The 13051-nt window shown below is 69.4% G+C and carries 13 protein-coding genes; 7 read left to right on the forward strand and 6 right to left on the reverse strand.

What is annotated here, in order from left to right:
• Positions 1 to 11: 11 nt before the first annotated feature.
• Complete coding sequence (locus LFM09_RS28895) at positions 12 to 905, reverse strand: alpha/beta hydrolase (RefSeq protein WP_414099709.1); 894 nt, start codon at positions 903 to 905, stop codon at positions 12 to 14.
• Between the two features lie 109 nt (positions 906 to 1014).
• Here LFM09_RS28895 and LFM09_RS28900 point away from each other — a divergent pair, with 109 nt between their 5' ends.
• The 3 genes from LFM09_RS28900 to LFM09_RS28910 are packed head-to-tail and all read left to right on the forward strand — an operon-like array spanning position 1015 to position 3550.
• Complete coding sequence (locus LFM09_RS28900) at positions 1015 to 1998, forward strand: M48 family metallopeptidase (RefSeq protein WP_414099710.1); 984 nt, start codon at positions 1015 to 1017, stop codon at positions 1996 to 1998.
• 15 nt (positions 1999 to 2013) lie between these two features.
• Complete coding sequence (locus LFM09_RS28905) at positions 2014 to 2805, forward strand: S1 family peptidase (RefSeq protein ID WP_414099711.1); 792 nt, start codon at positions 2014 to 2016, stop codon at positions 2803 to 2805.
• Between the two features lie 22 nt (positions 2806 to 2827).
• Positions 2828 to 3550, forward strand: coding sequence for a S1 family peptidase (locus LFM09_RS28910; protein WP_414099712.1), 723 nt, complete (start codon positions 2828 to 2830; stop codon positions 3548 to 3550).
• Here the strand turns inward: LFM09_RS28910 and LFM09_RS28915 are convergent.
• Both LFM09_RS28915 and LFM09_RS28920 read right to left on the reverse strand, forming a co-directional pair.
• A complete protein-coding gene (locus tag LFM09_RS28915) occupies positions 3531 to 5747 on the reverse strand; it encodes a tetratricopeptide repeat protein (RefSeq protein ID WP_414099713.1) in 2217 nt (738 codons plus the stop codon). The genes LFM09_RS28910 and LFM09_RS28915 overlap by 20 nt on opposite strands.
• Complete coding sequence (locus LFM09_RS28920) at positions 5740 to 6357, reverse strand: TetR/AcrR family transcriptional regulator (protein WP_414099714.1); 618 nt, start codon at positions 6355 to 6357, stop codon at positions 5740 to 5742. Before LFM09_RS28920 ends, LFM09_RS28915 begins: the two co-directional genes overlap by 8 nt.
• A 53-nt stretch (positions 6358 to 6410) precedes the next feature.
• Here LFM09_RS28920 and LFM09_RS28925 point away from each other — a divergent pair, with 53 nt between their 5' ends.
• Positions 6411 to 7715: a serine hydrolase domain-containing protein gene (locus tag LFM09_RS28925; RefSeq protein WP_414099715.1), complete on the forward strand. Its 1305-nt coding sequence runs from the start codon at positions 6411 to 6413 to the stop codon at positions 7713 to 7715.
• Here LFM09_RS28925 and LFM09_RS28930 read toward each other — a convergent pair.
• On the reverse strand, positions 7712 to 8263 hold the full coding sequence (locus tag LFM09_RS28930) for a LysE family translocator (protein ID WP_414099716.1): 552 nt from the start codon (positions 8261 to 8263) through the stop codon (positions 7712 to 7714). The two genes, LFM09_RS28925 and LFM09_RS28930, sit on opposite strands and share 4 nt — an antisense overlap.
• Positions 8264 to 8468: 205 nt before the next feature.
• Between LFM09_RS28930 and LFM09_RS28935 the strand changes: the two genes are divergently transcribed.
• Together LFM09_RS28935 and LFM09_RS28940 are read left to right on the forward strand one after the other, a co-directional pair.
• Complete coding sequence (locus tag LFM09_RS28935; protein WP_414099717.1) at positions 8469 to 9203, forward strand: serine protease; 735 nt, start codon at positions 8469 to 8471, stop codon at positions 9201 to 9203.
• Positions 9204 to 9216: 13 nt separating this feature from the next.
• Positions 9217 to 9675 (forward strand): GNAT family N-acetyltransferase, encoded by a 459-nt coding sequence (locus LFM09_RS28940; protein ID WP_414099718.1) that lies wholly within the window; start codon positions 9217 to 9219, stop codon positions 9673 to 9675.
• Positions 9676 to 9855: 180 nt separating this feature from the next.
• Here LFM09_RS28940 and LFM09_RS28945 read toward each other — a convergent pair whose 3' ends face one another.
• On the reverse strand, positions 9856 to 11055 hold the full coding sequence (locus tag LFM09_RS28945; protein ID WP_414099719.1) for an 8-amino-7-oxononanoate synthase: 1200 nt from the start codon (positions 11053 to 11055) through the stop codon (positions 9856 to 9858).
• A 37-nt stretch (positions 11056 to 11092) separates the two neighbouring features.
• On the opposite strand from LFM09_RS28945, the gene LFM09_RS28950 reads away from it, so the two are divergent.
• On the forward strand, positions 11093 to 12154 hold the full coding sequence (locus LFM09_RS28950) for a cytochrome P450 (protein ID WP_414099720.1): 1062 nt from the start codon (positions 11093 to 11095) through the stop codon (positions 12152 to 12154).
• Here the strand turns inward: LFM09_RS28950 and LFM09_RS28955 are convergent.
• A complete protein-coding gene (locus LFM09_RS28955) occupies positions 12138 to 12971 on the reverse strand; it encodes a quinone oxidoreductase family protein (protein ID WP_414099721.1) in 834 nt (277 codons plus the stop codon). The genes LFM09_RS28950 and LFM09_RS28955 overlap by 17 nt on opposite strands.
• Positions 12972 to 13051 lie beyond the last annotated feature (80 nt).

The following is a 13051-nucleotide window of genomic DNA, read 5'->3' on the forward strand; positions in this document are numbered from 1 at the left end:
CTATGTGAAGGTCAAGCTGTTTTCAAGAACTCGTCGACCTCAGCCAAGGCCGCCGCACGCACTGGCTCAGCCGACAGGAAGAGGTCGTGCATGCCCGCCTTGATCTCCACGACCTTGACGGACGGTCCGATTTTCGGACCCCACTTCTTCATGCCCTCGACGTCGAGAACCGCGTCGGCCTTCGACACGTCCTCGCTCCACTCCTTGGCGTTGAGCACGCTGCGGTCCGAGTGCATCAACAGCACCGGCACGCGCACGTCCAGACCGTTGTGGACCTTCTCCTGGGCGAGCAGGATCGCCCGGATCCACCCCGCGAGCACCGGGAACCCGGCCAGCGGCTTCCAGGTGAGGTCGAAGTCCCACTCGCCGTTGCGCGAGCTGTGGATCGCCGACCCGTAGGCCTCGCCGAGGTTCGCGCGGATCTTCGCCTTCGGCGCGACCTTGCCGATCAGCCGCACCAACCGCTGCACGAGAGGCGGCTCGACCACGTCCAGCCACGGGCTGTTCAGCACCAGCGCGCTGATCAACTCGTCGGCCCGCCGCTCGTGCGCCCACAACGACGTGGTGAGGCCACCGGTCGAGTGGCCCATCAGCACGACCCGCGAGTGTTCTTCACGGATGGCGGCGACCGCGGCGTCGATCTCCTCGTAGTACACCGCCATGTCGGTCGTGTAGTTCGGCACCTCGCCGTCGCGCAACGACCGGCCGTATCCGCGCAGGTCCACGGCGTAGAAGTCGTAGCCCTGGGCGGTGTAGTGCTCGGCGACGTGCTCCTGGAAGAAGTAGTCGGCGAATCCGTGCACGTAGAGGATCGCGCCGCGGTCGTTGGCCACGGCACGGCGGCGGACCAGGGTCGCTGTGGCCCCGCCGCGCAACGGCAGAACGGTGGTGTCTTCGTCGCTCACCGCGCCAGTTTGCAACCACTCGGCGCCGATTCCGTGCAGCCTTGTCCGGATCGTGTCTAACCTGGGTGGTGTGACGGGGGATATCGAGCAGTCATCGAGGGTGCGTTTCATGGGCATCAGCCCGCGCGCCTATGAACATCCTGCCGACCGAGGCGCCCTTGCGGTGCTGAGGGCGGTGCCCGCTGTGGCACCGATCCTCAAGGCGGTCGCGGCGGCCTTCTCCGAACGGGGTGAGCGCCTGCTGCAGGTGGCTTCCTCCGTGCGAGTCGGCCCGAAGCAGTACCCGCAGCTCGACCGCATCCGCAACGAGGTCGCCGCCACGTTCGACCTCGACACGGTGCCCGAGCTCTACGTGCAACGTCACCCGGTCGAGGCGGCCTGGACGAGCGGCATCGACACGCCGTTCATCGTGCTCACCACCGGCCTGGTGAACCTGCTGGACAACGAGAGCCTGCGGTTCGTCATCGGCCACGAGATGGGCCACGTGATGTCGGGCCACGCGCTCTACAACACGCTGCTCAGGCGCCTCATCGGCATCCAGCAGTCCTTCGCGTGGGTGCCCGCGGGCGCGCTCGCGATGCGCGCGGTCATCGCCGCGTTGCGCGAGTGGCAGCGCAAGACCGAGCTGTCCTGCGACCGGGCGGGCCTGCTGGCTTGCCAGGACCCGCAGGCGGCGCTGCGGGCGCACGTCGCGCTCGCCGGCGACCTCGGCGGCCAGGTCGACATCGCCGAGTTCCTCGCCCAGGCGAAGGAGTACGAGGAGGTCGAGGACATCCGCGACAGCATCCTCAAGCTCCTGCACACCGAGGAGCGCACGCACCCGCTGGTCGTGGTGCGGGCCGCCGAGCTGCAGCGCTGGTCGGCGACTGAGGAGTACCGCGAGATCCTGACCGGCACGTACGCGCGCCGCGAGGACGACCGGCCGACGACCAACCTCACGGACGACGTGAAGGCCGCCGCCCGCTCGTACAAGGAGTCCATGAGCAACTCCGGCGACCCGTTGATCAAGACGATCAACGACATCGGCGAGGCCGTCATGGGCGCTGCGGGCAAGGTCTGGAGCAAGGTTGCTCCGAACGGAGCATCGGAGTAGCTACCATCTGGAGTCATGAGACGACTCCTGGTGTTGGTTCTCTGCGCGGTGCTGACCTCGAGTGGGCTGGTTTCGACGGGCACCGCCGCCGCCGGTGAGCAGATCATCGGCGGCGAGCGGGCCTCGATCGAGGCCAACCCGTGGGCCGTCTACCTGACCGACGACCACGGCGCCCAGTTCTGCGGCGGCACCATCGTCGCGCCGACGAAGGTGCTCACCGCGGCGCACTGCGCCCTGGGTCGCTCACCCCGTGAGCTGCGGGTCATCGCCGGTCGCGAGGACAAGCAGGACCGCGACTCCGGGATGTCCGTGACGCCTGAGGACATCTGGATCCACAAGCAGTACGTCTCCGCCGACGAGGGTGAGGACGTGGCCGTCCTGACGCTGAAGAAGGCGCTGCCGTACACCCCGCTGCCCATGGCGGAACTGACCGACCGGGCGCTCTACCAGCCCGGCACCCAGCTCCGGGCGCTCGGCTGGGGTCGCACCAGCGAGAACGGCAAGACGTCGCGCTATCTCCTGCAGGCGACCTTGCCGGTGCTGCCGGACGCGTACTGCGCGGACTCGTACCCGCAGTTCGTGAAGACGGACATGTTCTGCGCCGGCTACGAGGGCGGCAAGATCGACACCTGCCAGGGCGACTCGGGCGGCCCGATCGTCGTCGAGGGCAAGCTCGTGGGCGTCACGTCGTGGGGCGAGGGCTGCGCACGGAAGGGCAAGCCGGGCGTCTACGTCCGGATCTCCCGCTATGCGAAGGATCTTCACTCGGTCGTGGACGCTTTGCCGCCTGGAGTTGTCGACCCGTAGACCCCTGGGTTCAGTGGGGTGCATGCGGCTACTGGCAGTGGTGCTGGCTCTGATCGTGATCACGGTGACCCCGGCTCACGCCGAGCCCAGAGTCGTCGGCGGGGTGGTGGTCGACAACCCCGCCGAGGTGCCGTGGATGGTCGCGTTGACGACGTCGTCGGGCTACCAGTTCTGCGGCGGAGCGCTCGTCGGCCCCGACCTCGTCGCCACGGCCGCGCACTGCGTCTACGGTCGTGCGCCCAGCTCGATCACCGTGGTCGGCGGCAAGCTCGACCTGCGCACGGACGGCGGCAGCACGTCGGTCGTGAAGCAGCACCAGGTCGCGGAGGGGTACTCCACTCCCTCGCGTGGCAACGACATCGCGTTGCTGACGCTCGTGGAGGGCATGCCGTACGAGACGTTGCCGATCGCGGAGACGACCGCGGTGTACGCGGCGGGCAACGTCGGTGTCGTCTACGGCTGGGGCCGGCTGTCCGAACACGACACGACCAAGAGTCCCTTGCTGCACAAGGCTTCCATCCCGGTGATGGCGGACGAGCAGTGTGCGGCGGCGTACGCCCGTTATGACGCGAAGTCCATGTTCTGCGCGGGTTATCCCGAGGGCGGGATCGACGCGTGCATCGACGACTCCGGCGGCCCGTACGTGGTCGGCGGCCGGCTCGCGGGCATCGTGTCGTGGGGCATCGGTTGTGCACGGCCGAACGCGCCGGGCGTTTACACGCGGGTCAAGACATTCCTGACCTGAGTTCTCGCACGAGGTCCGCGCGATAGCTGAGTCCTGCCGCCTCGGCACGTTCGATCGCCTTGTCACACAACGCCTTCGCTGCCTCTGTGTCGCCATTCTCGTGCAGCAGAGCGGCTTTGCCGGCGAGCGCGCGGACCTCGATGATGCGGAACTCGGCCTCGGTGGCGCGGTGCACGACCTCGTCGAACTCGGCGAGCGACCGGTTCAGGCCGGCGAGCACGAGCTGGGCGTCGACGGTGATGAAGAGGTCGTCGTCGCCGGCGAGCTCGAGGGCGCGGTCGGCGTTCTCGCGTGCTTCTTCCAGCCGGCCGACTCCGGTCAGGAACTCCGCGTACTCGACCCGCGCGGACATCTCGGTCGGCCGGAAACCATGCCGCTGGGCCAGTTCCAGCGACTGGAGGAACGCCTCCTCCGCCTCCGGGTCCTTGCCGCGGGCCGCCAGCACCGTGCCGAGGTTGCCGAGCCCGAGCGCGACGCGATGCTGGTCGCCGATCTCCTCCGCGAGCGCGAGCGACCGGCGCAGTGCGTCCTCGCTGGAGGACAGCCGCCCGAGCTCCAGCTCCAGCAGCCCGAGGTTGCCGAGCCCGCCGGGCAGGTGCGAGCGCAGGTCGTTCGCGATGTACAGGTCGATCGCGGCGGTCAGGTGCTCGCGGGCGCGGTCGAGCTCGCCGAGGTCGTGGTAGGCGCCGGCGAGGATGTTGAGCGCCACCGACTCCTCCGCCTGCCGCCCGGCCGCGTGGAACTCGGCGATCGCCTGCTCGCAGTGCCGGATGGCGGACCTGTGCTCGCCGAAGCGGTAGTCGAGGTAACCCAGGCACACCCGCATCGCCGCCATCCGCTGCCCGGTGCGCTCCACGGCGAGCGCGGCGCGGGCGATCGTGCGCAGGTCGGCGAAGTGCCCGGTGAGCAACAGGTGTCCGCGCACGCCCGCGACCAGCCCGGCGTCCGGGTGTTCCTGGGCGAGCGCGACGAGGTTTGCCCGTTCCGCCTCGAACCACGCCACGGCCTCGTCACGGGAGGCGAACGGCACGGGGTGCTCCACCGGCGGCAGCACTCGGGTGAAGCCGATCCCCAACTGGGCGTCGGCGCCATCTGCCCTGCGCACGTACCAGTCGAAGACCGCGCGCCGGTCCTCGTCCGTCGCCCGTGCCCGCGCGTACAGGCGCAGGAGGTCGTGCAGCTGGAAGCGGTCGTCGTTGCGCTGCACCAGGTTCGCGACGACAAGTTCATCGATCGCTTTGTCGACAAGGCCACGGGGGATGTCCGGGCCCGGCACCGCGCCGAGGAAGTCGAACGTCCGCCGCGCCTGCGGTGACAGCTTCCGGTAGGAGAGGTCGAACGTGGCCTGCACGGCCGTGTCGTCGTCCTCGATCTCCAACGCCGCGAGCCGGTGTTCGCGCAGCTCCTCGACGTAGTCCGGCAGGTGCCGCCCGGCGAGGTTGGCGCCGGCGATCCGCAACGCCAGCGGCAACCTCGCGCACAGCTCGATCAGCTCGGTCGTGTCGCCGTCGACGCGCATGCCCTTGAGCAGTTCGCGGGCCTCCTGGTCGTTCAGCACACCGAGCTTGACCTGCGCGAACTTCGGCAGGTCCGAGCGGCTGGTGATCAACGCGGCGCAGCCCGGTGTGTTCGGCAGCAGCGGCGTGATCACCTCTGCGGTCGCGTTGTCGAGGACCACCAGCACCCGGCGGTTGCGGAGCAGTTCGCGGTAGTCGTCGTCCGGTCCGCCGCCGAGGGCTTTCACGAACCGCGCGAGCGCCTGCTCGACCGTCATCGACGGCCCGGAGGAGTATCCGCGCAGGTTCACGTACAGCTGCCCGTCCGGGAACCGCTCGCGCAGGCGATGCGCCTCCCTGACCGCGAGCACGGTCTTGCCGACACCGGGAAGCCCGGTGATCGCCCGCACCGGCGAGTTGATCAGCTCCAGCCTGGTGATCTCTTCTTTCCTGCCGACGAAATCCGGGAGGTCGGCGGGCAGCTGGCAGGGCGCGGGCGGGCGCGGCACGAGCCGGTAGCCGGTCGGCTCGGTGATCACCTGGTCGGTCGCCCGCAGCCTGCTGACCAGCGTGCGCAACGCCCCGCGCGGGTGCATCGGCGGCTCGTCCGGCCACACCGCGGCGACCAGCTCGTCGAACGGGACGGGCTCGCCGGGGCGTGCGGCCAGTGCGTCGCGCAGGGCCTGCAGCCGATCAGCCACCGAGGCTCAGCCCCGCGAGCACGCGTTCCAGGCCGTACTCGAAAGTCTTGTCCCGCAACGCCTTCGAGCTCACGCCCCGCACGGTCAGCTCGTCCTCGGACTGGCCGCTGCGCGCGAGCATCTGCACGTACGCGGCCTCGCTCACGGTCATCCCGACCACGTACCCGAGCACGGTCTTCATCGCCAGATCGGCTTCCTCGCCGGGAAAACCGCCATCGGTGAACAGCGTGAGCAGCCGCGCCGACCGGTCCGACAGGTTCGGCCCGAGCTCCGCCAACCCGACCTGGCCGAGCACCGACGCCACCCACGGATGCCGCAACACCATGGCCCGCAAGCTTCGTGCCGCGTCGGCGACGGAGGAACGCCACGGCCCCTGCTGTGGCACCTCCATCTCGCCGTACACCTCGTCGACGACGAGTTCGATCAGCTCGTCCTTGTTCGCCACGTGCCGGTAGAGCGAGGTCGCCTTCGTGTCCATGCGCGCCGCGAGCGTGCGCATCGACAACGCCTCCAGTCCGTCCGCGTCCAGCAGCGCCACGGCCGCGGTCACGATCCGGTCCTGGCTGAGGCCTGCGCGCGGGCGTTGCCGCGTCCACACCGAGGAAACCATGCGTCCACCGTACGCACTTGCGTACAGCTTCGCGATCTGCGTACAGTGTTCGCATGACGCGAACACTGTACGCACAGAACCTCCTCGACACCCTCCGCGCGGAGCACGACGTCCCCGGCGCCACCCTCGCCGTGCTGGTCGACGGCGAGATCCACGAGTTCGCCAGCGGCGTGCTGCACACCGGCACCGGCGTCGAGGCGACCACCGACTCCGTCTTCCAGCTGGGCTCGATCGCGAAGATCTACACCGCGACGCTGGTGATGTCGCTGGTCGAGGACGACCTGCTCGACCTCGACGCCCGCGTGGCCGACGTGCTGCCGGACTTCCGGGTCGCCGACTCGGAGGCGTCCGCCCGGATCACCGTGCGACAGCTGCTCAGCCACACCAGCGGCCTCAGCGGCGACTTCCAACCCGACACCGGGCGTGGCGACGACTGCCTCGAGCGGTACGTCGAAGCGTGCGAGAAGCTCGGCCAGGACGTCCCGCCCGGTTCGACCGTCTCCTACAGCGGCGCCGGCTACGTCGTGCTCGGCCGCATCGTCGAGGTGCTCACCGGTACGACCTGGAACCAGGCGCTCGCCGACCGGGTGCTCACGCCGCTCGGCCTCACGCACACCGTGACGCTGCCGGAGGACGTGCTGCGGTTCCGTGCCGCGATGGGTCACTTCAACGGCGAGCCGGCACCGGTGTGGGACCTGATGCCGCGCGCCGCCGGTCCGGCCGCTGCCGTCTGCGCCAGCGCGGGCGACCTGGTCCGGCTGGCCCAGGCGCACCTGGAGAAGACCGTCCTGAAGCCGGAAACCGTTGCCCTGATGCAGGAACGCCAGGTCGACGTGCCGGACAAGTGGACCGTCAACGCGGACGGCTGGGGCCTGGGCTGGACGCTCTACGACTTCACCGGCACGCCCGGTGTCGGCCACGACGGCGCCGCCACGGGCCAGTACGCCTACCTCCGCGTGATCCCGGAGAAGGGCATCGCCGTCGCACTGCTGACCAACGGCGGCGGCGCGCGTCCGTTGTCGTCAGCGCTCTTGCGCTCGTTGCTCGGGGAGTTCGGGGTGCAGACGCCGCCGCCGTTCGCGCCGCCGGTGACCCCGATCGAGGTCGACATGGCGCCGTACAACGGTGTCTACCGGCGCGAGGGCGTGGTCATCACCATCAACGGCTCGAAGGCGCGGTACGAGTTCGTGGACGACATGGCGATCTACCCGTCCATGGACATGGAGCTGGTTCCCGTGTCCCGCAACGTCTTCGCGGCCACCGGCGCGGGTTCGTCGTTCCAGGACGACTTCATGCCGGTCGTCTTCGAGAACGGCTACTGCTACATCGGGATGCGCGCCGCTCCCAAGATCTTCTAGAGCACCAGGCCCACGGACATGGTGAGGAAGACGGCCGCGCACACCGCGTCGAGCGCGGTCGTCACGCCAGGCCGCTTGAGCCGGCCGGCGACGCGGGAGGCCGCGAGCACGATCATCAGCTCCCAGATCGCGGCGAGGCCGAGGAACAGCACGGCGAGCATCGCGAGCTGCGGAGCCGGTTCACCCGATCCGATGAACTGCGGCAGGAACGCCAGCGAGAACAGGATCATCTTCGGGTTCGTGATGTTGGTCAGGAAGCCCTGCCGGAACGGGCGGTTGCTCATGACCGCCTCCGGCTCGTCCGCGGAGCGCTTGAGCAGGCCTCGCGTGATGGAAATCGCCAGGTAGAGCAGGTAGCCGGCACCGATCCAGCGCAGTGCCGTGAGCACCATCGGGTACTGCGCGAGCACCACGCCGAGGCCCGAGATCACCAGTGCGACCTGGACCGCCGCGGCCGAGTGGATGCCCGCCAGAGCCAGCAGTCCGGCGCGGGTGCCGGAGCGCAACGACGTGCGCAACAACAAGAACGCGTCAACACCGGGGGTCACGATGACAACCGCGCACGCGATGAGAAAGGCCGGAACCTGGCCGAAGTCGAACAACACCGTACATACCCCCGTGATCTGTGCCACTGACCGCAAAATCTCCGGCCTGACGCGACACTAACACGAGAATCTTCGGTTTTGACGCCGTCCTAGCGCGATCGCTACCGTTGGTGACCAATCGTCCACCTGGAGCAACTGGGAGTGGTCCGTGAGGGGTAAGCGGTTTGCCGTGCTCGCCGCGGTGATCGCGCTGGTCAGCGGTAGTTCGCCGGCCGATGCGATCGTTGGTGGGACACCCGCGCGGGTGGCGGACACCCCGTGGGTTGTGGCGATCACCACCCCGGACGGCCAGCTGATCTGCGGTGGCGCGCTCGTCGCTCCCGACAAGGTCGTGACCGCCGCGCACTGCGCCACGCTGAAGGGCGTGCTGGGCAAGAACCAGCGCCCGGTCGAGCAGATGCGCGTGGTCGCAGGCCGCACCGACCTGCGGAACTCCGGCGAGGGGACCGTGACCGCCGTCGCCGGTGTGTGGCGGCACCCGGACTACGTCGAGGTCACCAGGGGTGACGACGTGGCGGTGCTGACGCTGGCCCGCTCGCTGCCGTTCCGGACGATCTCGCTCGGCGACGCGGGCGACGACGGCGTGGTGCTCGGCTGGGGCCGCACGGCGGAGAACACCCCGCCCGCGATGACGCTGCGCAAGGTGACGGTGCCGATCTTGTCGGACCAGGAGTGCATGCTGAAGGAGCCGGATTTCCGGCCGGGTTCGATGTTGTGCGCGGGACGTGGCGGTCGTGACGCGTGCACGGGCGACTCAGGTGGCCCCTTGGTGGTGCGTGGGCGGCTGGCGGGCGTCGTGTCGTTCGGCCGCGGGTGCGCGCGGGCAGATGAACCGGGTGTCTACACCCGGCTCGCGCACTACCGGTCGACGCTGGGCTTCTGATATCCAAGGTGCGGTGCGAACCACACCGTTTCCCGCCACCCTGCGTCGGCAGTGGGGCCTCGACCTGAGCCCAGCCCAGCTGTACGCGATCCTGCGGCTGCGTCAGGACGTGTTCGTCGTCGAGCAGAACGCCGTCTACTGCGACGTGGACGGCCGCGACCTCGAACAGGGGACCCGGCACTTCTGGCTGGAGGCCGACGGATCGCACGACCCGCTGGCCTATCTGCGGTTGCTCGAAGAACCCGACGGCACGCTCCGCATCGGACGCGTCGTCACGGCACGCATGGCCCGTGGCCGTGGCTTCAGCCGTCGCCTCATGCAGGCGGCTCTGGCCGACGTCGGCAGCACGCCGTGTGTGTTGGACGCGCAGACCTACGTGGCGGACTTCTACGGGTCGTTCGGTTTCGTCGTCGAGGGCGACGAGTTCATCGAGGACGGGATTCCACACCTGCGGATGCGGCGCACTCCCTGATCACGCGCACCGCGCGCTCGGTTTGGTCTCGGTTGTCGTGCGGGCGGCGCTGGCTAACGTCGACGGCGGTATCCGACTGCATTGCTCCGCCACGACACCGCAGGACGTCGATGGGCGCGCGGGCTCAGCTCGAACCGGCCCGCGCCGCCGAGACACAGCTGACCGTCGAGGGCGACGAGTTCATCGAGGGCGGGATTCCACACCTGCGGATGCGGCGCACTCCTTGATCACGCGCACCGCGCGCTCGATGTCGGCCTCGGTCAGATCAGCGCGCGCGGTGAGCCGCAGCCTGCTGATCTGGTCCGGCACCGACGGCGGGCGGAAGCAGCCGACGATCACGCCGTTCGTGCGGCAGTTCTCGGCCCACTGGAACGCCTGCTCCGGCGACGGCGCCCGCACGCTGACCACCGCGGCGGTCGGCGTGCTCACCTGGAAACCGGCTTCCTTCAAGCGGTTGCTCAGGTCGTGGGCGACGGCCAGGGCGCGCTCGGGGCGGTCCGGCTCCTCGCGCAGGATCTTGATCGCGGTCAGTGCCGCGGCGGCGCTGCTCGGGGCGAGGCCGGTGTCGAAGATGAACGTGCGCGCGGTGTCGATCAGGTGCTTGATCACGCGGCTCGGGCCGAGGACCGCGCCGCCCTGCGCGCCGAGGGACTTGCTGAGCGTCAGCGTGGTGATCACGTCCGGCGCCCTGATGATGCCCGCCTCCGCCACGGCACCGCGGCCGCCGGGGCCGACGACACCGAGGCCGTGCGCGTCGTCGACCACCAGCGCGGCGCCATTGGAGCGGCAGACCTCGTGGAGTTCGTTGAGCGGGGCGATGTCGCCGTCGACGCTGAAGACCGAGTCCGTGACGACGATCGCGCGCCGCTTGCCGCGGGTCTCCAGCGCGTGCCGGACCTTGCCGACGTCGCAGTGGTCCGCGACGACGACGTCGGCCTTGGACAGGCGCGTGCCGTCGATGAGCGACGCGTGGATGTGCTGGTCCGCGACGATCGCCGTGCCGGGGCCCGTGAGTGCCACGAGCGCGCCGAGGTTCGCCATGTAACCGCTGCTGAACACCAGTGCGGACTGCGCGCCGCAGAAGTTCGCGAGCTCGTACTCCAGCTCGGCGTGCAGCTCCGTCGAGCCCGTGACCAGGCGCGATCCCGTGGAACCGGCGCCCCACTTGAGAGTGGCCGCCGCCGCGGCACCCGCGACGCGCTTGTCCTTCGCGAGCCCGAGGTAGTCGTTGCTGGCGAGGTCGAGGTCCGTGGAGTCGCTCTGGCGCGGCCGCACCCGCCGGGTCAGACCCGCCTTGGCGCGCGCTTCAGAGCGGACGTCGATCCAGTCGAACGTCGACTCACCACCACTGGAAATCGCCTCAGTTGTGCTCACGGTCACCGACTGAGTCTCCCATCCGCCGACTAGCGTGCCGCTCGTGGACCTGTTCACCTTCACGCGTGCCGAACTCACCTCGCCGGTGCAGTTCGTCGACGGCCGCTGGGTGGTGTCGGACTACGACGACGTGCGCGCGATCCTCGCGGATCCCGTGACTTACCTGCCCGACAACGCCCTGACCGCCGTCACGCCGGTCGCACCTGCTGCGCTCCGTGCCCTGGTCAGGGCCCGGTTCTCGCTACCGCCGACCCTCGCGAACAACGGCTCGGAGTCGCACGCCGCGTTGCGGCGCCTGGTCGCGTCGTTCTTCACACCCGCGCGGGTCGCGGCGGCTGAGCCTCGCATCCGTTCGCTCGTTTTGGAACGCCTTGGTGGTGCGGATCTCGTGCGCTCGCTGGCGTGGGACCTGCCGGCCATCGTGCTGATGGAGCTGCTCGGGCTGGACAACGTCGACATCCCGATGTTGAAGCGGTGGAGCTCCGGGTCGCTGGAGTTCTTCTGGGGCAACATCTCGCGCGAACGCCAGATGGAGCTGGTCGACGACGTCGGAGAGTTCCACCAGTGGTTGATCAAGCGCTACCACGCCCGGGACGGCGAGCTGTTCTGCGCGCTCAACGACGCCGGTGTGTCCGCAGAGGACTCCGCGGGCCTTTGCTACTTCCTGCTCATCGCCGGCCAGGAGACGACGACTCAGTTGTTGTCCACGGCGTTGCGCCGTGCCTTGCAGGACCGCCAGTTGTGGGCTCGTCTCGGTGAGCGCGAGGTCGCTGAATCGTTCGTCGAGGACGTGCTGCGGACCGACACGCCCGTGGTGACCTGGCGGCGGCTGACCGCTCGTGAAGTGGTGCTGTCCGGCACAACGGTTCCCGCCGGTGCGGAGCTCGTGTTGTTGTTGAGCGGCAAGGAGAACGACCCCCGGCACCTGGCCTTCGGATACGGCAGGCACTTCTGCCTCGGCGCCGGACTGGCCCGGCTCGAAGCCGCCGTCGTCCTGCAGACCGTCGCAGCGAACGAACCGTCGCTGCACCTGGTCGGTCCAGATCCGGAGTGGCTCAACCTGCTGTCGTTCCGCGCACCGAAGTCGGTCACGGTCGGGCGATGAGCTTGCCCTTCGTGGTGCGGGCCTCGAGCGCGCGGTGCGCCTCGGCGATCTCGTCCAGCCGGTAGACCTCGCCGAGCACGGGCTTCAGGTTCAGGCCGAGCACCTCCTCCGGCGTGGTGTTCTGGGGCAGGCCCATGACCGCGACGCCCTTGCGGAAGATGTCGCTCGCCGTCACGTCCAGCGGTTCGCCGCTCGCGTACCCGAACACGACCATCCGGCCCACGCCGTTCCTGAGCAGCTCGAACGCGCGTTTCCCGACCTCGCCGCCGATCGACTCGAAGACCACGTCGACCGGTTCCAGATCGTCCCAGTCGTAGCCGATGCCGCCCTTGCTGGACGCCGCGAGCACGGTCGCGCCCGCCCGTTCCGCGAGCTGCACGAGCAGGGTGCCGACACCTCCGGACGCGGCTTCGACGAGCACCCGGTCACCCGGCTGGATCCGGGCCGCCTTGGCCGCGGCGACCGCGGTGGTGCCCTGCAGGAGCAGTGCCAGTGCTTCGTGGTCGCTCACGTCGCCGGGCACGTCGATCGGGTTCTCGACGACGGCCTTCGTGGCGTACGCGCCGTCGCGGGGAACACCCATCACCCGGCGGCCGTCCGCTGTCGTGCCGACGACCTCCGAGCCGATGGTCGCCGGGAACGAAGGTCCCGGGTACCACGGGAACAGCTCGCGCCCCTTGCCGCGGCGGATGACGGTCTCGCCGTAGTTGAGGCCGATCGCGGTGACGTCGACCAGCGTGTCGCCGACCGGATCCGGCACCTCCTCGACCCGGAGCACCTCGGGACCGCCGAACTCGTGGAACCGCACTGCCTTCATCGTCTTCCTCCCCAATAAGCGGACCGTCGGTCCGGTTGCTACTATACGGACCAACGGTCCGCTTGCGTCAAGGGAGGCTT

Origin of the sequence: Lentzea alba, from assembly GCF_047445655.1 — a bacterium.
GTDB classification, from domain to species: domain Bacteria; phylum Actinomycetota; class Actinomycetes; order Mycobacteriales; family Pseudonocardiaceae; genus Lentzea; species Lentzea alba_A.